The following is a 26,521-nucleotide window of genomic DNA, read 5'->3' on the forward strand; positions in this document are numbered from 1 at the left end:
GATCCCGCACCCGTCCGCTCACGCGGCTTGCTGGGCCGCCTCGCCGTAGAAGGTGCCGCCGGTCTCGGCCATGCGCAGGAGGTTGTCCGGCACGCCGAAGCGGGGTCCGTGCTTGGCCTCGAGGCCGTGGGCGAGATCGACGAAGGCCTTGGCGCCCATGAAGTCGATGTAGGAGAGGGCGCCGCCCGTGAAGGGCGCGAAGCCGAAGCCGAGGATGGAGCCGACATCGGCCTCGCGCGGGTCCGTGATCACGCCCTCTCCGACGGTGCGGGCCGCCTCCAGCGCCTGGACCACGAGCAGGCGATGCTTCAACTCCTCCACATCCACCGCATCCGGATCGAGGCGGGCCGGCTGCAGGTCCCTGAGGCCGGGCCAGAGGCGCTTCGGCGCGCCCTCGGGATAATCGTAGAAGCCCTTCTTGTTCTTGCGTCCGAGTCGGCCGTGGGTCTCGACGAGCGCGGTGAGGAGCTTCATCTGGCCCGGATCGACCGCGTCGGCGCCGAGCTGAGCTTCGGTGGCGCGGGCGATCTTGAGGCCCAGGTCGAGCGCCACCTCGTCGTTGAGCGAGAGCGGGCCGACCGGCATTCCGGCCATGCGCCCGGTCGCCTCGATCATGGCGGGGGGCACGCCCTCCAACAGCATCTTGTGGCCTTCGAGGACGTAGGCCAGGACGCAGCGGTTGGCGAAGAAGCCACGGGAATCGTTGACGACGATCGGCGTCTTCTTGATCGCCCGCACGTAGTCGAGGGCCGTCGCGACGGCGCGCTCGCCCGTGGTGCCGCCGCGGATGATCTCCACGAGCATCATCTTCTCGACCGGCGAGAAGAAGTGGATGCCCACGAACTGCTCCGGCCGGCCCGAGGCCTTGGCGAGCCCCGTGATCGGCAGGGTGGAGGTGTTCGACGCGAAGATCACGTCGGGGCCGATCACGGCCTCGACCTTCCCGATCACCTCGGCCTTCACCTTCGGGTCCTCGAAGACGGCCTCGATGACGAGGTCGCAATCCTTGAGGTCCGCGTAGTCGGCGCTGGCATGGATGCGGGCGAGCAGCGCGTCGCGGTCGGCGGTCTTGGCGCGGCCCTTGCTGATCTGGTTGGTGACGAGCGTGTGGGCGTAGGCCTTGCCCTTCTCGGCGGCCTCGACCGACTGGTCGATCAGCACGACCTCCATGCCGGCATTGGCCGAGACGTAGGCGACGCCCGCGCCCATGAAGCCCGCGCCGACGACGCCCACCTTCCTGATGGCGGTCGGAGCCACGTCCTTGGGCCGGCGCGCGCCCTTGTTCAGCTCGCCCATCGAGATGAACAGGGTGCGGATCATCGCCGCCGCCTCCGTGGTGCGCAGGATCCGGGCGAAGTGCCGGCTCTCGACCTTGAGGGCGAGATCCATCGGCAGTTGCAAACCCTCGTAAACGGAGGTGAGGATCGCCTTGGCGGCCGGGTAATTGTCGTGCGTCTCGCGGCGGTAGATCGCGTTCGCCGGCGGCCAGATCATCATCCCGGCGGGCGAGTAGACCTTGCCGGACGGCGCCTTGAACTTCGGCACGTCCCAGGGCGCGACGGCCGAGCCGCCGGCCCGGATCCACTCCTTCGCCTTGGCGACGATCTCGTCCTTCGGCGCGACCGCGTGGACGAGGCCCATGTTGCGCGCCATGAGCGGGCGGATCTGCTCACCCTTGAACAGCATCTGCAGCGCGTCGCCCGTCTGCATCAGGCGGGCCACGCGCTGCGTGCCGCCGGCGCCGGGAAACAACCCGACCTTGATCTCGGGCAGGCCGACCCGCGTCCTGTCGTCGTCGGCGAGGATTCGGTGGTGGCAGGCGAGCGCCAGCTCGAAGGCGCCGCCGAGGCAGACGCCGGCGACCGCCGCGGCGAAGGGCTTCCCGCACGTCTCGAGCTTCCGGTAGAGCAGGCTGAGGCGCCGCGATTCCTCGAAGAAGGCGCGCATCGCGGCCTCCTCGCCCTGCTCGGCCTTGAGGCGCTCGTACTCGCGGCCGAGGCCCTGGAGCATGGTGAGGTCGGCGCCGCCCGAGAAGTTGTCCTTGCCCGAGGCGATGACGCAGCCCTTGATGGCCGCGTCGCCCGCCACCGCATCGACGATCCGCGCGAGCTCGTCCATCACCTCGGGGGTGATGACGTTCATCGAGCGGCCCGGCATGTCCCAGGTGGCCAGCGCGATGCCGTCGGCGTCGGTCTCGAAGCGGAAATTCGTGAGATTCATCGCTGATCCTCGGGTTGGCATCGGTGAGGCTGCTCACCCCGCCGGGTCGTTCGGGCCGTCCCGCTTCGCGCGGGACGCGTGGGTCAAGGTCTCGGTGCCGGTCCGCCGGGCGGGGCCGGAGCCGTCGGGCTCCGGCCGCCTCGCGTCAGGGCGGCGCCGATCGAACGGCCGTCCGTCCCGAGGCGCCGGGCCTCATTTCGCCGGCATCGGCATTCCTGCCGGGCCGCCGTTCTCCCCGGCCGCGGCGATCGTCAGCATGTTGATGAGCTTCGTGACGGCGTTCTGCGAGATCGTGGTCACCGTCGAGGACGGATCGGCGTTCATCGTCTGGAACTTCTGGTAGGTCTTGTCGTCGTAGATCTCGTTGATGTGCTTCAGCTCGGCGAGCGAGAACTTGTCGGCGTATTCCTTGGCCAAGCCTTCGACCATGATGCCGCGCTGGTTCTCGAACTCGGCGCGCACCTCCTTGCGGACGGCATCGGCCTTCTCGTCCTTCATCGGCGCGACGGTTTTCTCCAGGGCGACGGTGAACCCGTTCTCCAAGTTCTTGATCACGGTCTTCTGAACGAGGGTCTTGGCCTCGGCGAGCTTGTCCGCGGCCTCGTCGGCGCGGGCGGCGAGCGGCAGGGCGAGAGCCGTCGTCAGGCAGAGGGTGGCGAGCAGTCGCGTCATCGTGGCGTTTCTCCCATGGCTGGTCTCTTGAGGCCGCCCCGTGCGTCGGGGCGGCCGCGCGCCCTCTACCAGCCCGCGCAAGGGTTTGGGAGGCGCGGCGTCCGCGCCGCACCCCCGGGCCCCCGGTTTCTCACACCCGTTCGATGATGGTCGCCGTGCCCATGCCGGCGCCGATGCAGAGCGTCACGAGGGCCCGCTCCTTGCCGGTGCGTTCCAGCTCGTCGAGCACCGTGCCCAGGATCATCGCGCCGGTGGCTCCGAGCGGATGGCCCATGGCGATGGCGCCGCCATTGACGTTTACCTTCGCCGGGTCGAGGTCGAAGGCCTGCTGGAAGCGCAGGACCACGGAGGCGAAGGCCTCGTTGATCTCGAACAGGTCGATGTCGGACAGGTCCAGGCCGGCGCGTTTCAGGACCTTGCGCGTCACGTCGACCGGTCCGGTCAGCATCAGGGCCGGGTCCGAGCCGATATTAGCGAAGGCCCGGATGCGGGCGCGGGGCTTGAGACCGGCCCCGTCGCCGGCTTCCCGGGAGCCGATCAGCACGGCCGCGGCACCGTCGACGATGCCCGACGAATTGCCGGCGTGGTGGACGTGGTCGACCGCCTCGACGTCGGGATGCGCGTCCGTCGCGACCGCGTCGAAGCCGCCCATCTGCCCCATCTGCACGAAGGAGGGCTTGAGCTGGCCGAGGGACTGCATGTCGGTGCCCGGCCGCATGTGCTCGTCGCGGTCGAGAAGCGTGATGCCGTTGACGTCCTTCACCGGCACGACCGAATTGCGGAACAGGCCCTCGTCCCAGGATTTGGCGGAGCGCTTCTGCGACTGGACCGCGTAGGCGTCGCAATCGTCGCGGGTGAAGCCGTACTTGGTCGCGATCAGGTCGGCCGAGACGCCCTGCGGCATGAAGTAGGACTTGATGGCGATGTGGGGATCGACGGGCCAGGCCCCGCCCGAGGCGCCGAGCCCGACGCGGCTCATCGATTCGACGCCGCCGCCCACCGTCATGTCGTGCTGTCCGGCCATGACCTGGGCCGCGGCGAAATTGATCGCGTCGAGGCCCGAGGCGCAGAAGCGGTTGATCTGCACGCCGGGGACATGGGTGCCGTAATCGGCCACGAGCGCCGCCGCGCGGGCGATGTCGCCGCCCGCCTCGCCGACCGGGTCGACGCAGCCCAGCACCACGTCGTCGACGCGGCGCGTGTCGAGGGCGTTGCGCTCCTGGATCGCGCGCAGTGCGGCCTCGGCCAGCCGCAGCGCCGTCACCTCGTGCAGCGAGCCGTCCGGCTTGCCGCGCCCGCGGGGCGTGCGGACGTGATCGTAGATGTAGGCCTCGGGCATGGTGTCTTCCTCGTTGTCCTCCGGCCGGGTCGTCAGGGGACGGCCGCACCCGGAGAGGTCGCGTCCGTCACCCCGTCCCTCCCCCGGACGGGAGAGGGGACCCGCGCTCGATCCTGCGTCAAGCCGGCATTCTCAGAATGCCTCGACCGGCAGCGCCATCGTGGTCTCGGCGCCCGCCTTGATCCGGGTGAGGCGCACAGCCGTCTCCGGCAGCATCCGCTCCATGAAGAAGCGGCCGGTGACGAGCTTGGCCTCCATCCGCTCGGCCAAGCCGTTCTCAGCCTGCTTCTTCGCGGCCGCGGCCCTGGCGATGCGGGCCCACATGTAGCCGAGCGCGACGAGACCGAGGAGGTGCATGTAGTCGGTGGCCCCGGCGCCCGCATTGTCGGGCTTGGCCATCGCATTCTGCATGAACCACATGGTCGCGCCCTGCAGGTCGTTGAGTGCCGCCTGGAGCGGGCCCGTGAAGGCCTTCAGCGTCTCGTCCTCGTCGTGGTCCTTGATGAAGGTCTGGACCTCGCCGAGGAAGGTCATCATGGCGCGCCCGCCGTCCTTGGGCAGCTTGCGGCCGATCAGGTCCATCGCCTGGATGCCGTTGGCGCCCTCGTAGATCATGGCGATGCGGGCATCGCGCACGAACTGCGACATGCCCCATTCCTCGATGTAGCCGTGGCCGCCGAACATCTGCTGGGCGGCGACCGCGTTGTCGAAGCCCTTGTCGGTGAGCACGCCCTTCACCACCGGGGTCATCAGACCCATGTGGTCGTCGGCCGCCTGCCGCTCCTTGGCATCCTGCGAGCGGTGCACGATGTCGGCCTGCAGCGCCGTCCAGAGCACCAGGGCGCGGGCCGCCTCGTTGAAGGCGCGGATCTGCATCAGGGTGCGGCGCACGTCCGCATGCACGATGATGGGGTCGGCGGCCTTGTCGGGCGCCTTGGCGCCGGTGAGGGCGCGGCCCTGGAGGCGGTCCTTCGCGTAGGCCACCGCGTTCTGGTAGGCGACCTCGGACTGGCCGAGCCCCTGCACGCCGACGGCGAGCCGCGCCTCGTTCATCATCACGAACATGGCGTTGAGCCCGCGGTTGGCCTCGCCGACGAGCCAGCCCTTGGCGCCGTCGTAGTTCATGACGCAGGTCGAGTTGCCGTGGATGCCCATCTTGTGCTCGATCGAGCCGCAGGACACGCCGTTGCGCTCGCCCACCGAGCCGTCCGCGTTCACCAGGAACTTCGGCACCACGAAGAGCGAGATGCCCTTGGTGCCGGCCGGCGCGCCCTCGATGCGGGCGATGACGAGATGCACGATGTTCTCGGACAGGTCGTGCTCGCCGGCCGAGATGAAGATCTTCGTGCCGGTCAGCGCGTAGGAGCCGTCGCCGTTCGGCACGGCCTTGGTCTTCAGGAGACCGAGATCCGTGCCGCAATGGGGCTCGGTGAGGTTCATGGTGCCGGTCCAGGCACCCTCGACCATCTTCGGCAGGTAGGTCTTCTTCTGCTCGTCCGAGCCGTGCACGAGGAGCGCCGCGACGGCGCCCTGGGTCAGGCCCGGATACATGGCGAGGGCGAGGTTCGCGGACGAGGCGAATTCCTGGATCGCCGTGTTGAGGGTCTGGGGCAGGCCCTGGCCGCCGAACTCCTCCGGCACCGAGAGACCCATCCAGCCGCCCGCCGAGTAAGCGTCGTACGCGGCCTTGAAGCCTTTCGGCGTCGTCACCGAGCCGTCCGCGTGGCGGGTGCAACCCTCATGGTCGCCGGACAGGTTGAGCGGCGCGAGCAGTTCCTCGGCGAGCTTGCCCCCCTCCGAGAGCACGGCCTCGACCACGTCCGGCGAGGCGTCCGCGAAGCCGGCGAGATTGTCGTGGCGGTGGAAGCCGAGCACGTCGTTCAGGAGGAAGAGCACGTCCTCGACCGGGGCGCGATAGCTCGGCATCTGAATTCCTCCGTCATGGGCGGCTGCGCGCCCTTCTCATCCGAGGCCGCGCGGCGCGCCGCGATTCCCTCGATAGTTCATATGTAAACTATCTCGATGGGCGAGGGCAAGAGGGTGCTTGGGGGAGGCTGCGCCGGCCCGCCTAGATTGCACCGTCCGAAAGGCGACCGTGCTTAACGGGGTGTTTACCAAGAAAGTTAATTGTTCGGACAGGCGGGTCAGTCCGCGCAACCTGCGATACGGGCGGGGGGCGCGAGGACCGGCACCGGAAGCTGTCGATCCCAGGTCCGACGATGAGACGCAATCCCACCCCGAGCTTCGAGGGCTTCGACCCGGACGTGATCGAGGCTGCTCGGGAGGTCGCCCTTCGTGCCGGCGTCCCGCTCGAGACCTGGATGGCGTCCGTGCTGCCGGCCGAGAAGAAGCCCGCCCGCAGGCGGCGCGCGCCGGAGGAGACCTCCGCGCCCGAGCCCGCGAGCGCGCCGCCGAAGACAGCCGAGCCGGATACCGCGGACCGTTTCACGGCGACGCTCGACGCGTTGATGAGCCGCCTCGACGCGATCGACCGCACCATCGCCGAGGATCGCGTCGCGTCGAAGGACGCCGCCGGCCGCGGGATCGAGGAGATCGAGGCCCGCATCGCCAAGGCGGTGGGCGAGGGTGCCGCGCCCGTGCAGAAGGTGGCGGATCGCCTCGGCGACATCGAGCGCCGCATGTCGGAACTCGGCGAGCAGCTCGCCGCGCCCCGCCCGCTGGGGCGCCGTGGCCGCCCCGCCATCGCGGAGAAGCGCGACGCGGTCAGCGAGATCCGCCAGCGGCAGCGCGAGCTCGACGGCGGCGAGGCCGGGTCCGACGGCGTCGGCGCCCTTCAGCGGAATCTCGAGGAGCGGATCGAAGCCTCCCGCACGCTCTCCCCGGCGATCTCCGAATTGCAGCGCGAGACGAGCCGTCTGCGCGAGTCGATCGGCGGGCTCGCCACCGGTCAGGACGTCGGCGCCCTCGAACAGGCGATGCTCTCTCTCGCCAACGGCGTGGAGCGCACGCAGGAGCCGGCGAACCTCGCCGCCATCGCCGCGCCGATCGAGCTGATCCGGGTCCAGGTCGAGCGGCTGGCCGGCGACGTCGCCGACAACGTGCATGCCCGCGTGGCGCGGGACGTGGAGCGGCTCGCCGCCCGCGTCGACAGCGCGCTGTCGGGAGGCGCCACGGGCTTCGCGGACCGCGACGCCCTGTCGAACCTCTTCGGCGAACTCGACGAGATCCGCCGGCTGATCGCCTCGCTGGCCGGCCCTGAGCGCATCCAGAGCCTCGCGCAGGGTGTCCAGGCGATCAGCGCCCAGGTCGCGCAGTTGCAGCGCGGCGTCGGCGCCGACCATGCCGAGATGGCGGAGCTGCGCCCGCTCCTCGAGGAGATCCGCAGCGGCCTAAAGGTGCCGAATGCCGGCGACCTCGCCGAGCAGATCCAGGCCATGGCGAGGAAGCTCGACGCGCTTCACGAGCGCGCCGCGCGGTCGGCGCCGGCCGAATCGCAGGCGATCCTCGGCCGCATCGACGCCCTCGCCGACCGGATGGAGCGCGTGAGCGCGAGCCCCGTCGGCGAGCTGATCGACCGCCTCGAAGAGTTCGGCGAGACCCTGCGCCAGCCGCCGCGGGAGAGCGCGGAGCTCGCCACGATCCAGGCGCAGCTGCGGATCCTCGCCGAGAAGGTCGACGGCGTCGGCGCCCGGGGCGGCAGCGAGGGCCTCGACGCCCTCGAGCGCCAGGTCCTCGCGCTGACGAACCGCATCGACGCTCGCGGCGCCGATCCGACGCTGGCCGGCCTCGAGCGCACGATGAGCGAGCTGCTCCGGCAGGTCTCTTCTCTGCGCGAGGAGGCCCCGATCGAAGCGGCGGCGGAACTCGCGGCGCGCAATGCCGTCGCGGCGATGGTCGGCCGGTCGCAGAATGCCGATCCGGCCGAGATCGGTGGCCTGCGCTCCGCTTTCAGCGATCTCCTCCACCGGCACGAGGCGTCGGATCAGCGCCTGCAATCGACGCTCGCGGGCGTCCAGAGCGCCCTCGACCGCCTGGTCGCGCGTCTCGGCACCGTCGAGGGCGACGCCTCGGTCCTGCGCGCCGCGCCGAAGCCGCCGCAGGCTCGCGAGGAGCCGATCGAGGAGCGCCTGCTCGCCTCGACCAGCATGCCCGCGCCCCGCGCGCGGGGAGGACGCCGGCCCGAGCTGCCCCGCATCTCGGTCGGCGCGTCGGTGCCGGCCGTCGACACCGCCCGCGTCGCGGACGAGCTGCTCGAACCCGGTGCCGGCCGCCCGAGCCGCGAGACCGTGCCCGAGACGGGAGAGCCGGGCGACGCCTCGGCGGACATCAAGACGAGCTTCATCGCCGCCGCCCGCCGGGCCGCCCAGGCCGCCCAGGCCGAGGTCGCGTCGGAGGCGAGTCTCGCGGCGGAACTCCGCGAGGATCGTGCGGGCATCCGCGCCAGCCTCGCGGCGCCTTCGCGCAGCACAGGCCGGACCGCCCGCCTGAAGGCGGAGATCGATCGGCGTCGCCGGCCCTTGCTTCTGGGCCTCGCGGCGATCGTGCTCCTCCTCGGCGCCCTCCAGGCCATCGGGCTGCGGGAGGATTCCGCCCCGGCACCCGCCGCCCCTCAGATTGTCGAATCCGCGCCGCGGGAGACCCCGGCCGCCGATTCCACCACCCAGGCGCGGCCGGCGCAGGCCGCCGCGCAGGCACCGGTCCAGACCCCGGCCGAACCGCGCACGGCCCCCGCCGATCCGCAGACGACGCAGGCGATTCCGGCCCGCGGTGCGGACGCGGCCACCCCGGCGCCAGGCTCCGCCCGCTCCGTTGTCCCGCAGGTTGCGGGCATGGGGACGCTGGCGGGCGACCTCGCCGGCGTGCCGACGGGGCTCGCCAAGCTGCGCCAGGCCGCGCTCGAGGGCGACGGCGCGGCGATCTACGAGCTGGCGTCCCGCGAGGCGGACGGGCGCGGCATGCCGCGCGACCTCGCGGTGGCAGCCAAGCTCTACGAGAAGCTCGCGGCCGGCGGCTACGCGCCGGCGCAGTACAAGCTCGCGGGCCATCACGAGAAAGGCTCCGGCGTCATCCGGGATCTCGGCCAGGCGAAGCTCTGGTACGGGCGCGCCGCCGAGCAGGGGCATGCCCGCTCGATGCACAACCTCGCGGTCCTCTACGCCGAGAATCCCGGCCCGTCCGGACGGCCCGACTACGCGACGGCGTCCTCCTGGTTCCGCCGTGCGGCCGAGTTCGGCGTCCGCGACAGCCAGTACAATCTCGCCGTTCTCTACGCGCGGGGCCTCGGCGTCACGCAAGACCTCGTGCAATCCTACGCGTGGTTCGCCGCCGCCGCCGCGCAGGGGGACGACGATGCGGGCAAGAAGCGGGACGACGTCGCCGCCAAGTTGAGCCCGAGCGACCTCGCGAACGCGCGCAGCATCGCGACCGCGTTCAAGCCCCGCCGGATCGACCCCGCCATCAACGAGCCGCCGCCGTCGAACGAGGCTCCGGCTTCGATGACGCTCCTCGGCGCACCGCCCCCGAGCGGCGTGCCGGCGAGCTTCACCCCCCCGAAGAACCGCACCTGAACCCGGCAGAACGGCCGAACCCGGCAAAGCTTGGCCATATTGCCGCAGAGGGGAACTGCCCGGAGCGCCGACCGTATACCCGTTCGGACGCGCCGGCCGGGACCGGCCGGCAATCCATGACCGGGAGTGCTGATGGCGCGCGTGACACCGGTTCCGCTCGGAGCCGTCATCCTCGGCGTCGCCGGGTTGATCCCCTTTCTCGGCTTCGCGGCCCTCGCCGTGAGCGGGAGCGACGGGGGGCTCGGGACGATCGGCCTGTCGCCGCGCACGATTCTCTCGGCCTACGGCGCCGTGATCGCGTCCTTCCTCGGCGGTATCCGCTGGGGAGCAGCCGCCGCCCGCAATGCGGGCAACGCGGATTATCTCGTCGCCATCGTGCCGTCCCTCCTCGCCTGGGCGGCGCTTGCGGCGCCGGCCCCGTGGGACCTGCGCGTCCTCGGCGCTCTCGTCCTCGCCTGGGGCCTGATCGACCAGGATCTGCCGCGCCGGGGCCTCGTGCCGAGCTGGCTCGGCCGGCTGCGCCTCGTCCTGTCGGGCGTCGCCGGGGTCGCGCTGCTGATCGCGGCCTGACGGCGGCGGCGCGCCGTGCCGCGCGGGCCCGGACGGGAGCCAACGGGCCCTGCGGCGTGGCGGGCGGGCGCCGCGGATCTCCTTCCGGGCATCGGCCTCTGCCTCGGGGTGGCCCTTCTCTCCATCGCCCTGCAGGCGGTGGAGGAGCAGGCCTTCGGGCATCCCTACGTGGAGGCCCTGGTCGTCGCCATCCTCGGCGGGATGGCGCTGCGCACGGTCTGGGAGCCGGGCCCCGGCTGGCGACCGGGCATCGCGTTCGGCGCCAAGCAGCTCCTCGAGGTCGCGGTGATGCTGCTTGGGGCCTCGGTGAGCCTCGGCGCGATCATCGCGTCGGGCCCCGTTCTGTTGATCGCGATCATCGCCGTCGTGGTCGTAACCCTCTGGGCGAGCTACGGAATCGGTCGCCTGCTCGGCCTTCCGCCGAAAATCGCGATCCTGATCGCCTGCGGCAACGCGATCTGCGGCAATTCCGCGATCGCGGCGGTGGCGCCCGTGATCGGGGCCGAGGGCGACGACGTCGCCTCCGCGATCTCGTTCACGGCGATCCTCGGCGTCCTGATGGTCCTCGGCCTGCCCCTGCTGATCCCGTTCCTCGGCCTCGGGGCCGGGGAGTACGGGATCCTGGCGGGCCTCACCGTCTACGCGGTGCCGCAGGTGCTCGCCGCGACCGTGCCGGCGGGTCTCGTCGCCACGCAGATCGGCACGCTGGTGAAGCTCGTGCGGGTCCTGATGCTCGGGCCGGTCGTCGTGGCCCTGTCGCTGATGGCCTCCCGCTTCCGGGACGCGGCGCCGGCGCAAGCCCGCCGCCGCTTCGACCCGCTCCGGCTCGTACCCTGGTTCATCCTGGGCTTCCTGGCGCTGGCGGCCCTGCGCTCCCTCGGCCTCGTGCCCGACGCGGCCGTCGGGCCGATGACCAGGGCGGCCGGGCTCCTCACCGTGGTCTCGATGGCGGGCCTCGGCCTCGGCGTCGATGTCCGGGTGATCGGGCGCGTCGGGGGCCGGGTCACGGCCGCCGTGACCCTGTCCCTCCTGCTCCTGCTCGGGGTCAGCCTGGGGCTGATCCGCGGGCTCGGCCTCGGCTGATCAGTCCCGGGCCAGCATGGTGCGGCCGATCGCGAAGACGCGGCCGTCGCCGAGGAGATGGGCCGTGAAGCCGTTCGGGAAGAGCGGCTCGAAGGCGGCGTCGCGCACGTTGAGGCCGCCCGTAAAGGCGCCGAAAGCCGGCATGATCAGACGGTGGCCGTCCGAGACGAAGCAGCGGCGGCGCACGGCCCGCCCGCGCATCGCGACCTTGCCGCAGGGATGGAGATGCCCGGCGACCTCGCCCACCGCGGCCCCCGGCCTCGGCTCGTGGCGCAGGGACAGCCCGCCGAGGCTCAGCGTCTCCGTGTAGCGGCCGCCGACGCCCTCGTTGACCGCCGCGTCGTGGTTTCCCGCGATCCAGACCCAGTCCCGGCCCTCCTGCAGCGCGGCGAGCAGGGCGCGGTCGCCGGGCTCCATCCGCTCGGGGCCGCGGGCGTCGTGGAAGGAATCGCCGAGCGCCACCACGCAGCGCGGGTCGAAGCGGGCGACCGCCTCGTGCAGGCAGGCGAGCGTCTCGCGGGTGTCGTAGGGGGGCAGGAACTGGCCCGAGCGCGCGGCGAAGGAGGAGCCCTTCTCGAGGTGGAGGTCCGAGACGATCAGCGTCCGGTGCGCCTCGAGCCAGAGGCCGCCGCACAGGTCGAGGGTCAGGCTCTCGCCCGCCAGGATCAGGCCGGGGGCCTTGGTAATCTTCTCAAGTCTCTGGCCGAGCGCCAAGATCCGGTCCTCTCGCGTGAACGGGTCGGCATCGCTCACGCCAGCGCCTCTTCGAGAAGCTGCGCCTCGGCCTCGGCCAGAATCTCGTCGGCCCCCTCTCCGTAGACCCGCTCGCGCCCGATCTCGAGCATCACGGAGACGGAGAGAGGCGAGACGCGGTCGAGCGCCTTGTGGATGATTCGCCCCTGGATGCGCCTTAGCATCATGCCGAGGCGCCTCACGTCGAGGAGTCCGGTTGCCGCATCCTGCCGGGCTGCACGCAGGAGGAGGTGGTCGGGCTGGTGCTTGCGCAGGACGTCGTAGACGAGGTCGGTCGAGATCGTGACCTGGCGCCCGGTCTTCTTCTGGCCGGGAAAGCGCCGCTCGATCAGCCCGGCGATCACGGCGCATTGCCGGAAGGTGCGCTTCATCATCGCGGATTCGTCGAGCCACGCCTCCAGGTCGTCGCCGAGCATGTCCTCGGCGAAGAGGGTCTCCAGGAAGCCCGGCTCGAAGCCGATGCGCTCGCCGACGTCGCGGGTCGTCCAGATGGCGATGCCGTAATCGTTGGCCGCGAAGCCGAGCGGCCTCAGCCGCGCCCGCTCCAGGCGCCGCGTCAGCAGCATGCCGAGCGTCTGGTGGGCGAGGCGCCCCTCGAAGGGGAAGGCGGTGAGGTAATGGCGCCCGCCGCGGGGGAAGGTCTCGACGAGGAGGTCGCGTGGGCCCGGCAGGAGCGAGCGGCGGCGCTGCTGCAGCAGGTAGTCCGAGACCTGTCGCGGCAGGCGGTCCCACTCGAACGGGTCGGCGATCAGCGCCCGCACCCGGGCGGCGAGGAAGGTCGAGAGGGGGAACTTGGCGCCCGCGTAGGAGGGGATCGCCGGATCGGTGCCGGGGCCGGCCTTCGTCACCAGCGCCTCGTCCTCGGCGAGCCCCTCGAAGCGCAGCACCTCGCCGGCGAAGAGGAAGGTGTCGCCGACGGTGAGCGTCTCGGCGAAATCCTCCTCGATCTCGCCGAGCACCCGGCCGGTCTTCGGCAGCACCGTGCCGGGCTTGCCCCGCAGCGAGCGGGCGAGCCGCACCTTCACCTTGCTCGCCTCGATGATGGTGCCGACGTTCATGCGGTATTGCTGCGCGACCCGCGCGTCGCGCACCCGCCAGAGCCCGTCCGGCCCGCGCAGGATCTTGGCGAAGCGCTCGTAGGCGCGCAGCGCGTAGCCGCCGGTGGCCACGTAATCGACGACCTGCTCGAACTCCTCCCAGGTCAGTCCGGCATAGGGGGCGGCCGCCGTCACCTCGTCGTAGAGCGCGACCGGGTCGAAGGCGTCGGCGCAGGCCATGCCGAGGACGTGCTGGGCGAGCACGTCCGGCGCGCCGAGCCGGGCGTCCGGCGTGTCCTGCGCCGCCTCCTCGACGGCGTCGAGGGCCGCTCGGCATTCGAGGATCTCGAAGCGGTTGGCCGGCACGAGATAGGCTTTCGAGGGCTCGTCCATCCGATGGTTCGCCCGGCCGATCCGCTGCATGATCCGGCTCGCCCCCTTCGGCGCGCCGATATTCACGACGAGATCGACGTCGCCCCAGTCGATGCCGAGGTCGAGCGTGGCGGTGCAGACGATCGCCCGCAGCTGACCCGCCGCCATCGCAGCCTCGACGCGGCGGCGCTGCTGCGCGTCGAGGGAGCCGTGATGGAGGGCGATCGGCAGCACGTCGTCGTTGAGCCGCCACAGCTCCTGAAAGGTGTACTCGGCCTGGAGCCGGGTGTTGACGAAGACGAGCACCGTGCGGTGGGCCCGGATCAGGTCGTAGATCGCGGGCATCGACTGGTAGGCGGTGTGCCCGGCGAGCGGCAGCCGCAGGTCGATCTCGAGCATGCGCAGGTCGGGCTTGGCACCGCCCGCGACGACGACGAGGTCGGCCATGGGCGGCGGGGCGCCCTCCGCCTCCGGTGCCGAGGAATCGTCCTCCGGTTCGCTCGGGGGGCTCGGTGGCGCCCGTTCCGGAGAGGTCGCATCCCTCACCCCATCCCTCTCCCGAACGGGAGAGGGGGCTGCGTCGCGGCCCGGCAGCGCCTTCTGCGGCACGAGGTATCGGCGCAACTCGTCCGGCTCCCGCACCGTCGCCGAGAGGCCGATCGCGGTCAGGCCGGGGCTGAGGCGGTGCAGGCGGGCGAGCGCCAGCGAGAGCAGGTCCCCGCGCTTCGAGGTGACGAGGGCGTGGAGCTCGTCGAGGACGACGCAGCGGAGCGACCCGAACAGCTCGGCCGCCTCCCGGCGGGCGATCAGGAGCGAGAGTTGCTCGGGGGTCGTCAGCAGGATGTCCGGCGGCCGCTCGATCTGCCGGGTCCGCTTGTGGGCGGGCGTGTCGCCGGTGCGGGTCTCGACGCGGACGGGCAGGGCCATCTCGGCGATCGGCGCGTCGAGATTGCGGGCGATGTCGACGGCGAGCGCCTTCAGCGGCGAGACGTAGAGCGTGTGGAGGCCCGCGGCCTTCGTGCCTCCAGGCCGCCCGGCGAGCGCGACGAGGCTCGGCAGGAAGCCCGCGAGCGTCTTGCCGGCGCCGGTCGGGGCGACGAGGAGGGCCGAGCGGCCGCCGCCCGCGATCCGCAGGAGGTCGAGCTGGTGGGCGCGCGGCCGCCAGCCGCGCCGCGCGAACCAATCCGCGAAGCGCGGCGGCAGCGTCGGGTCGTCGGGCGGCCCCTCAGGCAAGGGGGGTCAAGCGAGGGCCGTGAGGAAGCGGTCGATCAGTTCGAGCGCCCGCTCGGTCATCTCGCCGGGATAGCGCACGAAGACGTGGCAGCCGCCGGGATAGACCGCCGTGTGGCCGCCATTGCCGGCCACCGCCCAGCGGGCCGACATGTAGAGCGTGTCGTCGATGAGCGGGTCGGCGGTGCCGATCGTGAACAGGGCCGGCGGCAGCCCCTTCAGGTCGGCGTAGATCGGCGAGACGTCGGGCCGGCGCCGGTCGACGCCCGCGCGCACGTAATCGTCGGCGAAGCGGGTGAGGTCGCGGGTGTTCACGACGAGGCGCTCGTCGCCCCAGTTGCGCACGCTCGGCGTCAGCCCGAGATCGTAGAAGCCCGCATTGAGGTTGGCGCCCCGGAAGGCGCGGGGCAGCCTGTGCCGGTCGCGCAGGCGCAGGAGCACCATCACGGCGAGATGCGCGCCGACCGACTCGCCGCCGATCGTCAACGCGTGCACGCCGAGCTCCGCCCGGCCGGGTCCGGCGAGCCACAGGGCCGCGGCCTCGCAATCCTCCAGGGCGGCGGGATACGGGTGCTCCGGCGCGAGCCGGTACTCGACCGAGAGGCAGATGAAGCCGCAATTGTCGGCAATCCGCTCCAGCCAGGGATCCTGCTCGTCGGCCGAGCCCCAGACCCATCCGCCCCGATGGATGTGCAGATAGGCGCCGCGCGGCGACTGGCCGGGCCGCAGGCGGGGGCGAATCACGCGCAGGGCAAGGGGGCCGCCCGGCCCCTCGATCGTCATCGTCTCGGCCCGGGCGCTGCGCGGCATCGCGGGCGAGGCCTGGGTGCCGCGGCGGCGGCGCGCGCGCACCTCCTCGATCGGAAGCTCCCAGGGATCTTCCTGCGCGGCATGCGCGGCGACGATCTCGGCGTTGAGCCGCTTCGTTTCGGGATCGATCGTCGCCGGGTCGAAGAGGGCGTGGTCGATCATAGGGCCTTCGTCTCGTCGGTGGAGTTCGAGCGTAACACGATTGCGCGCAAGCGCGGACGGGGCATCCCGCTTCCGCACAGGCGGTTGACTGCGCAAGGACCGGCGGCGTGAGGGCCGGTGACCTTGGCGGGCCGGGGCCGCATTGCCATCTCGGGGTGGAACGCGAAACCGCCTAACGCGTCAGGCGCTGGCGGGTTTCGCGGTGGGTGTGACGCATCCGTCACGCTTCCGCCGGGTTCGGGCGGTCTTCAGGGGGCGACTTCGCCGAGGAACACGCATGATCGTCGAGCAGGACCCGCGCCGCCCAGGTTCGCGCTACCAGGGGTCGCAGTACCAGGCGCCGCCGCACGGCTACAGCGAGAATCGGCCCTCGTCGCTCCGCCGGTTCCTCGGCGGCTCTCCGGCTGCGGTCTTCCTGCGGCTGCTCTTCCTGTCGATCCTCGTCGGCGCCTTCATGGCGATGCTCGGGCTGACGCCGGCCCGCCTGTTCTGGCACGCCTACGACACGGTGCGCGCGCTGGTGGATCTCGGCCTCGAGGCCTTCCACGATTTCGGCGGATGGATCATCGCGGGCGCGGTGGTGGTGGTGCCGCTCTGGCTCATCTCCCGCCTGTTCGCGGTCTCGAAATAGCGCCGACCGCCTTCCGGTGAGGGGAGGCGCGGTCACACTCCCGCAATCGGACCCGACCCCATGCACGCTCCCGCGCCCGTGACCGGGCGGCGCGTCCTCGCGCTCGCCCTGCCGATGACGCTGGCGAACGTCACCACGCCGATGCTCGGCTTCGTCGGCGCGGCCGTGATCGGGCGGCTCGGGGACGCGGCGCTCCTCGGCGCCATGGCGCTCGGCGCCGTGATCTTCGACGCGATCTTCTGGTCCTTCGGCTCGCTCCGGATGGCGACGGCGGGGCTCACGGCGCAGGCGGTCGGTGCCCGGGACGGCGCCGAGATCGACCGGACGCTCGCCCGCGCCCTGGCGGCGGGCGCGCTCGCGGGCCTCGCCCTCGTCGTCCTGCAGGTGCCGCTGGGCGCCGGCGCCATCGCGGTGAGCGGCGCCAGCCCGGCGGTGGCGGAAGGGCTCACCCTCTATTTCCACGTCCGGATCTTCGCCGCGCCCTTCACGCTCGCGAACTACGCGGTGCTCGGCTCCGTGCTCGGGCGCGGGCGCACCGATCTCGGCCTGCTGCTGCAGGTTGCGATCAACTGCGCCAACATCGCCCTGACCCTGCTCTTCGTCCTCGGCTTCGGCTGGAATCTCGCGGGCGCCGCGAGCGCGACCCTCCTCGCCGAGGCGGGGGGCCTCGCCCTCGGCCTCGCCGTCCTGGCCCGGCTCGGCACCCATCCGTTCCGGGTGCCGCTGGCCGCGGTGCGCGATCCGGTCGCGCTGCGGCGGATGCTCAGCGTCAACCTCGACGTCCTGATCCGGACGCTCGCGCTGGTGGCGGGCATCGCCCTGTTCTCGGCGCTGGGGGCGAGGATGGGCGACGTGACGCTCGCCGCCAACGCCGTCCTGTGGAATCTCTTCCTGATCGGCGGCTTCTTCCTCGACGGCTTCGCCACCGCGGCCGAGACCCTGTGCGGGCAGGCGGTCGGCTCGCGCTCGGCCGAGGCCTTCGCGCGGGCCGCGCGGCTCTCCCTGCTCTGGTGCCTCGGATTCGGGCTGGCCGTGAGCCTGATCGCCTATCTCGGAGGCGACCTCTTCATCGCCTCGGTGACGACGAACGCGGAGGTGCGCGAGGCGGCCCGGCATTACCTGCCGCTCGCCGCGCTCGGCCCCTTCGTCGCGGCGACGCCCTTCGCCTATGACGGGATCTATATCGGCGCGACCTGGACGCGGGCGATGCGCGACCTGATGATCGCGGCCTTCCTCACCTACGCGCTGATCCTGATGCTGATGGTCTGGGCCGGGCTCGGCAATACCGGCCTCTGGATCGCCTTCCTGAGCTTCCTGGCCGCCCGCGGGGGCGGTCAGGCGCTGGCCTATCCGAGGCTGCTGCGGACGACCTTCGGGCTGGGCCGCGGCGCGGCCGCACCGAGCCCGGGCACCGCGCGGGGCTGAGGCCCGGCGGGCCTCAGCGCGGGTCCTTCCAGCCCGAGCCGGCGACCGACCCGGTCTGCGTCGGCGCGCGGGGCGTGAGGCTCGGCGGCGCGGCCGATTGCGCGACCGGCTCGGCGCCACGCTGCACGTAGCGGCGCACGGGCGCGGCCTCGGCGCGGGAGCGGCGATAGGCCCGGACCCGGCGATGGCGGCGCCCGCCCGCCCGCTCGCTCGACGAGCCGACGACCCCGCCGATCACGGCGCCCGCCACCGCACCGATCGGGCCCCCGACGATGGCGCCGGCCACCGCGCCCGAGCCGACGCCGATCGTCGTGCTGCTGCCCGCGAGCGCCGCCTGCGGCGCGGCGGCGGCCGCAGCGAGCATCAGGCCGAAACAGACTGCCTTCATGGCGTGTCACCCCCATTGATCCGGCGCCGCTTTCGCAGCCGAACATGACCAAACGGGGGCGCCGGCCCTGTCCCGTCTGAGGCGGGAGGGAGTGTTCAGAGTTCCCCGGTGAGGAACTGCGCGCGCCCGTGGCCGAAGCTCCAATCCGCATCGGTGTTGACCACGCAGGAGACCATCACGTCGGACGGGGCGATGCCGCAGCGCGCCTCGAGCTTCTCGGTGAGGAGCCGATAGAAGGTCTGCTTCATTTCCTGCGAGCGGGGCCGGGTGATCATCTGCACCACGACGACGTTCCGGGTACGCGGGATGCCGAGCCCGGTATCCTCGATCACCATCCGCGACGGCTTGTGCTCGGTCACGATCTGGTAGCGGTCGCCCGGCGGCACGCGGAATGCCTCCAGCATCGCCTCGTGGGCGGCGTCGAGCAGCGTTGTCAGCTCGGCCTCGGTGCGGCCCTCGATCAGGTCGAAGCGAAGAAGGGGCATGATGTCTCTCGTCGATGGTGGCGTGCCGGGCTCTCTAGCAGTCGCCGCCGGGTTGTGCCGCAACGCCACGGCCCGGCGGTATCAAACCCCGCGGATTATCGCGCATTTTTCTGGGGCGCCTCGTGGCATGGCCGCTGCCTTGCTCTAAACGGTTGCCGCACACCACGAGGAAGCAGCCCATGTCCGATCTTCGCCTGCGCCGCAGCGTGCTCTACATGCCGGGCTCCAACCCGCGCGCGCTGGACAAGGCCAAGACGCTGCCGGCCGATTCGCTGATCCTCGACCTCGAGGACGCGGTCGGGCCGGAGGAGAAGGAGCTCGCCCGCGAGCAGGTCTGCGCGGCCGCGCGCAGCGGCGCCTACGGCGACCGCGAGATCATCATCCGGGTGAACGCGCCGCAGACGCCCTGGGGCGACGCGGACCTGCGGGCCGCCATCGCCGCCCGCCCCGACGCGATCCTGATGCCGAAAGTGTCCTCGCCGGCCGTGCTGGAGAGCATCGCCGACCATCTGGAGGCCCTCGACGCCCCGCCCGAGATCAAGATCTGGGCGATGATCGAGACGCCGGCCGCGATCCTCAACATCCAGAAGATCGCCGCCGCCAAGCGCGACCCGCGCACCCGGCTCACCTGCTTCGTGCTCGGCACGAACGATCTCGCCAAGGACACCTGGGCGCAGCTCGTCCCCGGCCGCGTGCCGATGCTGCCCTGGATCATGTTCACGCTGGCGGCCGCCCGCGCGGAGGGGCTGACCATCCTCGACGGCGTCTGGAACGACATCGGCGACGTGGAGGGCTGCCGCGTCGAGTGCCGGCAGGCCCGCGACCTCGGCTTCGACGGCAAGACGCTGATCCACCCGAACCAGCTGGAACCCGCCAACACCTCCTTCGCCCCGACCGAGGAGGAGGTGCGCCGCGCCCGCCTCGTGATCGACGCGTTCGACCTGCCCGAGAACGCCAAGCGCGGCGCCATCAAGGTCGAGGGCCGCATGTACGAGCGCCAGCATATCGGCATGGCCAAGCGCGCCGTCGTCTGGTCCGAGGCGATCGCCGCCAAGGGGCACTGACGGGGCACTGACGGGGCACCGGCCGGGCCGTCCCCTCCGGAGATCGGAGGAGACGCCGCCCGCGCCTCAGGCGGATGTCGCGAGCTCTGCCGCGTCCCGTCCGACGACGGCGGAGAGCCCGGTCAACCCCTCCGCCTTCATCCGCTGCACGAGGCCGGCCTTGATCTCGGAGACGAGGCCCGGCCCCGCATAGACGAGGGCGGAATAGAGCTGGAGCAGGCTCGCGCCGGCCCGGATCTTCGCCCAGGCGGCCTCGGCCGAATCGATGCCGCCGACGCCGACGAGGGGCAGCCGGCGCTCGACCCGCAGGTAGGTCTCGGCCAGGAGCCGCGTCGCCGGGCCGAAGAGGGGGCGCCCGGACAGGCCGCCCGTCTCCCGCGCCAGGGCGGATTCCGTGAGGCTCGCGGGCCGCGCCACCGTCGTGTTCGAGACGACGAGCCCCTGCACGCCCCGGCGCAGCGCCGTCGCGCAGATCGCGTCGAGGCTCGCGAGATCGATGTCGGGGGCGATCTTGAGCAGGATCGCGGTGCCGGGATGCGACGCGTCGCGGGCCTCGACCACGCGGGCGAGGAGCTCGTCGAGGAAGGCCTCGCCCTGCAGGTCGCGCAGGCCCGGCGTGTTCGGCGAGGAGACGTTGACCGTGATGAAGGCGACGAGCGGCGCGAGCGCCCCCGTGCAGGCGACGTAATCGGCGAGCCGGTCGGCCGAGTCCTTGTTCGCGCCGATGTTGACGCCGACGATGCCCTGGCGGCTGCGGCGGGCCTCCAGGCGCCGCGCGACGACCGCGAGGCCCTCGCTGTTGAGCCCGAACCGGTTGATGACGGCACGGTCCCGGGTGAGGCGGAACACCCGCGGCGCCGGGTTGCCGGGCTGCGCCTTCGGCACCACGCCGCCGACCTCGACGAAGCCGAAGCCGAGGCCGAGCATCGCGTCCGGCACCTCGGCTCCCTTGTCGAAGCCCGCCGCGAGGCCGACCGGGTTGGGGAAGCGGCGACCGAGGCAGTCGAGCGTGAGGCGCGGATCGTCCGGGGCCGGGCGCCGCGGCGGCAGCAGCTTCAGGCCGCGCAGCGTCAGATTGTGCGCGCTCTCGGCATCGAGCCCGTGCAGGACAGGCCGGACGAGGGGGAAGAGGGCGCCGATCACGCGCGCACCTCGTCCGCTCCGAGCCCCTTCGGGAAGACGTGGCGCCCGTCCGGGCCGAGAGGCAGCGGCTCGACCGCGCGCACCGCCGAGACCGGCAGCTCGGCGTAGAGATGCGGGAAGAGGTCGCCTCCGCGGGACGGCTCGTAGCGCAGGGCCGGCCCGAGCGCCTCGGCCTCGACCGCGACGAGGAGGAGGTCGCCCGCGGTGGCGAAGTGGCGGGCCGCCGTCTCGGCCACCTGCGCTGCGGTCGAGAAGTGGATGAACCCGTCCGCGTGGTCGACCGGGGCGCCCGTGAAGCGCCCGGCGGCCTCGGCCTCCCGCCAGAGGCTCTCGGGACAGATCTTGTAGATGAGCGGCATCCTGGCATCCGGCCTGCGCGTTGAACCGCCCGTCGATAATGCCGGGCCGCCACCCGGCGCAACCGCACCGGGCGGGCCAGCCGGTGCGGTCCCCGACATTTCCCGGTGCCGGACCGGCCGCGTGCGTGAAACATTCGCAAGCTCAATTGCCTTTTAGATCAGGTAGTTCTACTTTCCTACAACTAGGCCGTGCGTCTTAGCGGCCGACCCAGCCCCGAGCCCGAGATGCTGTCCCACGAGCAGATCTGGACTGCGATCGATCGCTTGGCCGAGCGCCACGGCTTCTCGGCCTCGGGCCTCGCCCGCAGGGCGGGGCTCGACGCCACGAGTTTCAACCGGTCGAAGCGGATCGGCCCGGACGGACGCAAGCGCTGGCCCTCCACCGAGTCGATCTCGAAGGTGCTCGCCGCCACCGGCGCGAGCCTCGACGAGCTCCTGCGCCTGATCGAGCCGCGGGAGGGGCCGCCGCGCTCGATGATCCCGCTCATCGGCATGACGCAGGCCGGCGCCGGCCGGCTCTTCAACGAGGAGGGCATGCCGACCGGCGGCCCGGGCTGGGAGGAGATCGAGTTCCCCGACATCGGGGAGGAGAGGGCCTTCGCGCTGGAGGTGCAGGGCGACTCGATGGCCCCGCTCTACCGGGACGGCGACGTGCTCATCGTCTCCCCGACCGCGAGCCTGCGCAAGGGCGACCGGGTGGTGGTTCGCCTCGGCTCCGGAGAGGTGCTGGCGAAGGAGATGCGCCGCCGCACGGCCCGCACGATCGAGCTCGCCTCCCTCAACCCCGACCATGAGGATCGCGTGGTCGGGGTCGGCGACATCGCCTGGATGGCCCGGGTGATGTGGGTGCGGCAGTAGCGCCCGCCCCGCGCCGGTCCCGCGGCCCCTGCCTCTCTCGACCCGCCCTGCGGTTCCCGCTATCGGTGAGGGCACCGTGGGCTCAGGGCCCGTCGAGGCCGACAGCGCGATGCGAGAGCCCGGACCTGAGGACGTGAGCGGCGTGGCCGAGATCGAGCCGGGCTGGGTCGCGCTCCTCGACGCCGCCGCCGTACCCGCCATCCTGACCGACCCGCGCCGCGACGGCGCGCCGATCGTCTACGCGAACCCCGCCTTCCTGTCGCTCGCCCGCCGCAGCGCGGCGGAGGTGCGCGGGCGCGGCATCGCGAGCCTGTGGCCCGGCGCGGCCCCGGGCGAGGGCGGCGCCGAGTTCCTGGCGATGGCCGGCGACGGCAGCACCTTCTGGGCGAGCCTGACCCAGGCGCCGGTCGCGGGCAGCCCCCTCCGCCTCGGCCAGATCGTCGACGTGACCCGGCGCCGCGAGATGGAGGGCGCGCTCGCCCTGTCGCGGCAGCGCGAGGCCCTCGGCCTCCTCACCAACAGCGTCGCGCACGAGTTCAACAACTTCCTCCAGATCCTGATCGGCTACATCGACGGGCTGAAGCGCCGCCTCGTGGACAAGCAGGAGCCCTTCATCCAGCGGGCGGTGACCCGCTCCACGGACGCCGCCGAACGCGCCGCCGTGCTGACGCGCCAGCTCCTCGCCTTCTCCCGCCGGATCGCGCCGGAGGTCCGCGCCGTCGATCTCGACGCGGTGGTCGCCGAGATCGCCGGGCGCCTGCGGGAATCCCTGCCGCCGAGCATCACCCTGACGGTCGAGACCAGCCCGAACCTGCCGCGGGCGCTGAGCAACCCGACGCAGCTCGAACTGGCGCTCGCCCACATCGTCGCCAATTCCTGCGAGGCGATGCCGCGGGGCGGCACCATCACGATCGCGACCTTCCCTGTGCCGGTGGGAGACCGCACGATCCAGCGCCCGTCCGACGGCGCCGTCGGCATCCTCGTGAGCGATACCGGAACCGGCATGTCGCAGGAGATGCTGGCGCGCGCGCTCGCCCCCTTCGCCACGAGCCGCGAGGCCGGCCGGGGCGCGGGGCTCGCCATCGTCCACGGCTTGATGAAGCGGCAGAACGGGACCGTCGCGATCGACAGCCGGCAGGGAGAGGGGACAAGCGTCCGCCTCATCTTCCCCGCCGCCGCCTGAAACCTGCCGAGGCCGCCGTCGCCGGGCCGGCTTTGTCACCGAAAGGTGAGGCGAAACCGGACTAAAATTCCCGCTCGAGCGTTCCCATATCGTCGGTGGCGCTCACGCCACCACGTTTTCTCTCGCAGAGGCGTATCGATGCTCACCTCCCACACGCGCCGCAAGCGCACCGCGGCCCTCCTCGCGCTCGCTGCAGCGCTGACGGTCGCGGCGCCGGTCGTCGAGGCCCGTCCGGGCGGCGGCGGCTCCGTCGGCTCGCGCGGAAGCCGGACCTTCAACGCACCGTCCGCGACCCCCACGGCGCCCGGCACCGCCGCGCCGATCCAGCGCTCGCAGACCCAGCCCGGCCCGGGCATGTCCAATCCCGGCATGCAGGCCCCGAGCCAGGGGCGCCGCTTCGGCGGCGGCTTCTTCGCGGGCCTTCTCGGCGCCGGCCTTCTCGGCGCGCTGATCGGCGGCGGGTTCTTCGGGGGCCTCGGCGGCATCGCCTCGTTCCTCGGCCTGCTGCTGCAGGTCGGTCTCATCGTCGGCCTGATCGTGCTCGCCGTGCGCTTCTTCCGCCGCCGCCAGCAGCCGGCCGGCGCGGGCGCGCCCTACGCCCGCCAGAGCCTCGACAACGGCCCCGACCCGCGTGGCGGCCAGCCCGGCCCTGCCGGCATGGCGTCCAGCGGCCTCGGCGGCCTGATGGGCGGCGGCGCGCAGCGCCCCGCCCAGCAGCGCCCGGTGCAGATCGGCCCGCAGGACTACCAGGTCTTCGAGCGGATCCTCGGCGACGTGCAGGATGCCTATTCCCGCGAGGACATGGTGACCCTGCGCAACATCGCGACGCCGGAGATGGCGGGCTACTTCGAGGAGGAGCTGCGCGCCAACGCAGCCCGCGGCATCGTCAACCGGATCTCGGACGTCAAGCTCCTGCAGGGCGACCTCGCGGAAGCCTGGGGCGAGGGTCAGGCCGAGTACGCCACGGTCGCGATGCGCTACTCGCTCAAGGACGCGAAGCTCGACCGCAACACGAACCGCGTCGTGGAGACCGAGCCGGGCGAGGCCACCGAGGTCTGGACCTTCGTGCGCGGCCCCGGCCGCCCCTGGATGCTCTCGGCGATCCAGCAGACGGCCTAAGCGTTCGAAACAACCACCTTCGATGGCCGGCGCCGCTCACGCGGCGCCGGCTTTTCTCTGCGCGTCCCATGCGTTGGCGAGCGCGACGAAGCCGGCGACCGGCACCTCCTCCGCCCGCGCCGTCTCGGGGATTCCCGTGGCGGCCAGGAGGGCGGCGGGCTCCGGAACCAGGGCCTTCAGGCTCTGGCGCAGCATCTTGCGGCGCTGGCCGAAGGCCGCCCGGGTAACCGCTTCGAGCGCGCCCGCGCGGCAGGGCAGGGGATCCGTCCGGGGGACGAGCCGCACCACGCTCGACGTCACCTTCGGCGGCGGCACGAAGGCGGAGGGCGCCACGTCGAACAGGATGTCGGCCCGGGTGCGCCAGCCGCAGAGGACGCCGAGGCGCCCGTAATCGGCGCGGGCGCCCTCGTCGGCGACGATCCGCTCCGCGACCTCGCGCTGGAACATCAGCGTCGCCGAATCCCACCAGGATGGCCACGCCTCGCCCTCCAGCCAGCCGGTCAGGAGCGCGGTCCCGACATTGTAGGGGAGGTTCGCCACGATCCGGGCGGGGCCATCGCCCAGGAGCGGGCGCGGGTCGAAGGCGAGCGCGTCGGCGTCGACCACTTCCAGCCGGCCCGGGTAATGCGCCGCGATCTCGGCCAGCGCCGGCAGGGCGCGCGGGTCGCGCTCGATCGCGACGACGCGGGCGGCACCCTCCGCCAGCAGGGCCCGGGTCAGGCCGCCGGGGCCGGGGCCGACCTCGACCACGGTCACGCCGTCGAGCGGCCCCGCCGCCCGCGCGATGCGCCCCGTCAGGTTCAGGTCGTAGAGGAAGTTCTGGCCGAGGGCCTTCTTCGGCTCCAGGCCGTGCCGGCGCACGACCTCGCGCAGGGGCGGCAGCCCGTCCGAGGCGCTCATAGCTCGTCGGTCGGGTCGAAATGGGTCGGGCGGCTCGGGCGGGGCCGGTTCAGGTAGTCGCTGATCGGGAGCACGTCGGCGACGGCCCGGGCCGGCCGGCGCGCGGCGACGTGGCCCGCGAGCCGGTCGGCGAGGCGCAGGGCCGCGATCAGGCTGTCGGGCCGGGCGATGCCCTGGCCGGCGATGTCGAAGGCGGTGCCGTGATCCGGCGAGGTCCGGATGAAGGGCAGGCCGAGGGTGACGTTGACGCCCTCGTCGAAGGCGATCGTCTTGATCGGGATCAGGGCCTGATCGTGGGTCGGGGCCAGCGCCACGTCGTAGGTGGCGCGGGCGCGGGCGTGGAACAGCGTGTCGGCGGGCAGCGGCCCGCGGATGTCGAGCCCCTCCGCGCGCAGCCGCTCGACGACGGGTGCGAGCACGTCGCGGTCTTCCGTGCCCATCGTCCCGGCCTCGCCCGCATGGGGGTTGAGGCCCGCCAGGACGAGGCGCGGGCGCTCCATGCCGAAGCGCGCCGTGAGGTCGGCCGCGACGATGCGGGCGGTGCGCTCGACGAGATCGGCGGTGAGGAGGTCCGGCACCCGGCGCAGCGCCACGTGGATCGTGACGGGCACGACGGCGAGCCCCTCGCTCCAGATCATCATGACGGGCAGCGGAGGCTCGGCGCCGGGTCCCGCCGCCAGGGCGGCCAGGAACTCGGTGTGGCCCGGATGGGCAAAGCCGACCTGCGTGAGGACGTATTTCGCGATCGGGTTCGTCACGATCGCCGAGGCGCGGCCGGCCTGCACGAAGCCGACCGCCGCGGTGATGGATTCGATCGTCGCGCCGGCATGTGCCGGATCGGGCTTGGCCGGCAGCGCCTCGATCGGCGTCCCGCTCGGCAGGGGCACCACCGGCAGGGCGCGCGGGAAAACCTCGGCCGCCGTCTCGGGGTCGATCTCCGCCACCGGCACGGTCTCGCCGAGCCGGTAGGCGGTGCGCTCGACGAAGGCCGGGTCCGCGACGAGGAAGAAGGGCGGCACGCCGGGGTTCGCGCTCCGCGCCCGCCAGGCGGCGAGGGCGAGTTCCGGCCCGATCCCGGCGGGATCGCCGAGGGTGAGGGCGAGGGGAGGGCGATCCTGCATCATGCCGTCATCGGTCGGTCAGCCCGCCTCGTCGGGATCGAGTTCGCCGGTTCCCCGGCGCGGCCCGGC

General features: G+C 72.3%; 22 protein-coding genes. 9 read left to right on the forward strand and 13 right to left on the reverse strand.

The window, feature by feature from the left end:
• Positions 1 to 18 precede the first annotated feature (18 nt).
• The 4 genes from J2X36_RS12680 to J2X36_RS12695 form a co-directional block, all read right to left on the reverse strand.
• Positions 19 to 2,220 (reverse strand): 3-hydroxyacyl-CoA dehydrogenase NAD-binding domain-containing protein, encoded by a 2,202-nt coding sequence (locus J2X36_RS12680; protein WP_310350122.1) that lies wholly within the window; start codon positions 2,218 to 2,220, stop codon positions 19 to 21.
• A gap of 192 nt (positions 2,221 to 2,412) precedes the next feature.
• Positions 2,413 to 2,892 (reverse strand): hypothetical protein, encoded by a 480-nt coding sequence (locus J2X36_RS12685; protein ID WP_310350124.1) that lies wholly within the window; start codon positions 2,890 to 2,892, stop codon positions 2,413 to 2,415.
• Between the two features lie 130 nt (positions 2,893 to 3,022).
• Positions 3,023 to 4,231, reverse strand: a complete 1,209-nt coding sequence (locus J2X36_RS12690) for an acetyl-CoA C-acetyltransferase (RefSeq protein ID WP_310350125.1) — start codon at positions 4,229 to 4,231, stop codon at positions 3,023 to 3,025.
• A gap of 132 nt (positions 4,232 to 4,363) precedes the next feature.
• On the reverse strand, positions 4,364 to 6,157 hold the full coding sequence (locus tag J2X36_RS12695) for an acyl-CoA dehydrogenase C-terminal domain-containing protein (protein ID WP_310350126.1): 1,794 nt from the start codon (positions 6,155 to 6,157) through the stop codon (positions 4,364 to 4,366).
• 293 nt (positions 6,158 to 6,450) lie between these two features.
• Here J2X36_RS12695 and J2X36_RS12700 point away from each other — a divergent pair, with 293 nt between their 5' ends.
• The 3 genes from J2X36_RS12700 (at position 6,451) to J2X36_RS12710 (ending at position 11,412) form a co-directional block, all read left to right on the forward strand.
• Positions 6,451 to 9,759, forward strand: coding sequence for a hypothetical protein (locus J2X36_RS12700; protein WP_310350128.1), 3,309 nt, complete (start codon positions 6,451 to 6,453; stop codon positions 9,757 to 9,759).
• Positions 9,760 to 9,891: 132 nt separating this feature from the next.
• The gene (locus J2X36_RS12705; RefSeq protein ID WP_310350131.1) at positions 9,892 to 10,329 is read left to right on the forward strand and encodes a DUF3429 domain-containing protein; all 438 of its coding nucleotides are present in this window, start codon (positions 9,892 to 9,894) and stop codon (positions 10,327 to 10,329) included.
• 15 nt (positions 10,330 to 10,344) lie between these two features.
• Complete coding sequence (locus J2X36_RS12710) at positions 10,345 to 11,412, forward strand: putative sulfate exporter family transporter (RefSeq protein WP_310350133.1); 1,068 nt, start codon at positions 10,345 to 10,347, stop codon at positions 11,410 to 11,412.
• On the opposite strand, the gene pdeM is transcribed toward J2X36_RS12710, so the two are convergent.
• The 3 genes from pdeM to J2X36_RS12725 are packed head-to-tail and all read right to left on the reverse strand — an operon-like array spanning position 11,413 to position 15,776.
• Positions 11,413 to 12,126, reverse strand: a complete 714-nt coding sequence (pdeM, locus tag J2X36_RS12715; RefSeq protein ID WP_310350324.1) for a ligase-associated DNA damage response endonuclease PdeM — start codon at positions 12,124 to 12,126, stop codon at positions 11,413 to 11,415.
• A 35-nt stretch (positions 12,127 to 12,161) separates the two neighbouring features.
• A complete protein-coding gene (locus J2X36_RS12720) occupies positions 12,162 to 14,807 on the reverse strand; it encodes a ligase-associated DNA damage response DEXH box helicase (protein WP_310350135.1) in 2,646 nt (881 codons plus the stop codon).
• A 6-nt stretch (positions 14,808 to 14,813) separates the two neighbouring features.
• Complete coding sequence (locus J2X36_RS12725; protein WP_310350137.1) at positions 14,814 to 15,776, reverse strand: alpha/beta hydrolase; 963 nt, start codon at positions 15,774 to 15,776, stop codon at positions 14,814 to 14,816.
• Between the two features lie 277 nt (positions 15,777 to 16,053).
• On the opposite strand from J2X36_RS12725, the gene J2X36_RS12730 reads away from it, so the two are divergent.
• Positions 16,054 to 16,407 carry a DUF6460 domain-containing protein gene (locus J2X36_RS12730; protein WP_310350139.1) on the forward strand — a complete coding sequence of 118 codons (354 nt, stop codon included), beginning with the start codon at positions 16,054 to 16,056 and terminating at the stop codon, positions 16,405 to 16,407.
• Between the two features lie 60 nt (positions 16,408 to 16,467).
• Complete coding sequence (locus J2X36_RS12735) at positions 16,468 to 17,832, forward strand: MATE family efflux transporter (RefSeq protein ID WP_310350141.1); 1,365 nt, start codon at positions 16,468 to 16,470, stop codon at positions 17,830 to 17,832.
• 13 nt (positions 17,833 to 17,845) lie between these two features.
• Here J2X36_RS12735 and J2X36_RS12740 read toward each other — a convergent pair whose 3' ends face one another.
• Entirely contained in the window at positions 17,846 to 18,220 is a 375-nt protein-coding gene (locus tag J2X36_RS12740) for a hypothetical protein (RefSeq protein WP_132254472.1), read from the reverse strand.
• A gap of 95 nt (positions 18,221 to 18,315) precedes the next feature.
• Positions 18,316 to 18,705, reverse strand: a complete 390-nt coding sequence (locus J2X36_RS12745) for a tautomerase family protein (protein ID WP_310350143.1) — start codon at positions 18,703 to 18,705, stop codon at positions 18,316 to 18,318.
• A 179-nt stretch (positions 18,706 to 18,884) separates the two neighbouring features.
• Here J2X36_RS12745 and J2X36_RS12750 point away from each other — a divergent pair, with 179 nt between their 5' ends.
• Positions 18,885 to 19,769: a CoA ester lyase gene (locus J2X36_RS12750; protein ID WP_132254474.1), complete on the forward strand. Its 885-nt coding sequence runs from the start codon at positions 18,885 to 18,887 to the stop codon at positions 19,767 to 19,769.
• A gap of 66 nt (positions 19,770 to 19,835) precedes the next feature.
• Here the strand turns inward: J2X36_RS12750 and J2X36_RS12755 are convergent, their stop codons facing one another.
• Together J2X36_RS12755 and J2X36_RS12760 are read right to left on the reverse strand one after the other, a co-directional pair.
• Positions 19,836 to 20,912, reverse strand: coding sequence for a quinone-dependent dihydroorotate dehydrogenase (locus J2X36_RS12755; protein WP_132254475.1), 1,077 nt, complete (start codon positions 20,910 to 20,912; stop codon positions 19,836 to 19,838).
• Positions 20,909 to 21,271 carry a DUF952 domain-containing protein gene (locus J2X36_RS12760; RefSeq protein ID WP_310350146.1) on the reverse strand — a complete coding sequence of 121 codons (363 nt, stop codon included), beginning with the start codon at positions 21,269 to 21,271 and terminating at the stop codon, positions 20,909 to 20,911. Before J2X36_RS12760 ends, J2X36_RS12755 begins: the two co-directional genes overlap by 4 nt.
• A gap of 225 nt (positions 21,272 to 21,496) precedes the next feature.
• Here J2X36_RS12760 and J2X36_RS12765 point away from each other — a divergent pair, with 225 nt between their 5' ends.
• The 3 genes from J2X36_RS12765 (at position 21,497) to J2X36_RS12775 (ending at position 24,431) form a co-directional block, all read left to right on the forward strand.
• Positions 21,497 to 22,129: a helix-turn-helix transcriptional regulator gene (locus J2X36_RS12765; protein ID WP_132254477.1), complete on the forward strand. Its 633-nt coding sequence runs from the start codon at positions 21,497 to 21,499 to the stop codon at positions 22,127 to 22,129.
• 109 nt (positions 22,130 to 22,238) lie between these two features.
• A complete protein-coding gene (locus J2X36_RS12770; protein ID WP_310350327.1) occupies positions 22,239 to 23,312 on the forward strand; it encodes an ATP-binding protein in 1,074 nt (357 codons plus the stop codon).
• Between the two features lie 138 nt (positions 23,313 to 23,450).
• The gene (locus J2X36_RS12775) at positions 23,451 to 24,431 is read left to right on the forward strand and encodes a TIM44-like domain-containing protein (RefSeq protein WP_132250122.1); all 981 of its coding nucleotides are present in this window, start codon (positions 23,451 to 23,453) and stop codon (positions 24,429 to 24,431) included.
• A 36-nt stretch (positions 24,432 to 24,467) separates the two neighbouring features.
• Here J2X36_RS12775 and rsmA read toward each other — a convergent pair whose 3' ends face one another.
• Both rsmA and pdxA read right to left on the reverse strand, forming a co-directional pair.
• Positions 24,468 to 25,331, reverse strand: coding sequence for a 16S rRNA (adenine(1518)-N(6)/adenine(1519)-N(6))-dimethyltransferase RsmA (gene rsmA / locus J2X36_RS12780; protein ID WP_310350148.1), 864 nt, complete (start codon positions 25,329 to 25,331; stop codon positions 24,468 to 24,470).
• Entirely contained in the window at positions 25,328 to 26,455 is a 1,128-nt protein-coding gene (pdxA, locus tag J2X36_RS12785) for a 4-hydroxythreonine-4-phosphate dehydrogenase PdxA (RefSeq protein WP_310350150.1), read from the reverse strand. Before pdxA ends, rsmA begins: the two co-directional genes overlap by 4 nt.
• Positions 26,456 to 26,521 lie beyond the last annotated feature (66 nt).

It is taken from the genome of Methylobacterium sp. BE186 (assembly GCF_031457035.1).
Taxonomy (GTDB): domain Bacteria; phylum Pseudomonadota; class Alphaproteobacteria; order Rhizobiales; family Beijerinckiaceae; genus Methylobacterium; species Methylobacterium segetis.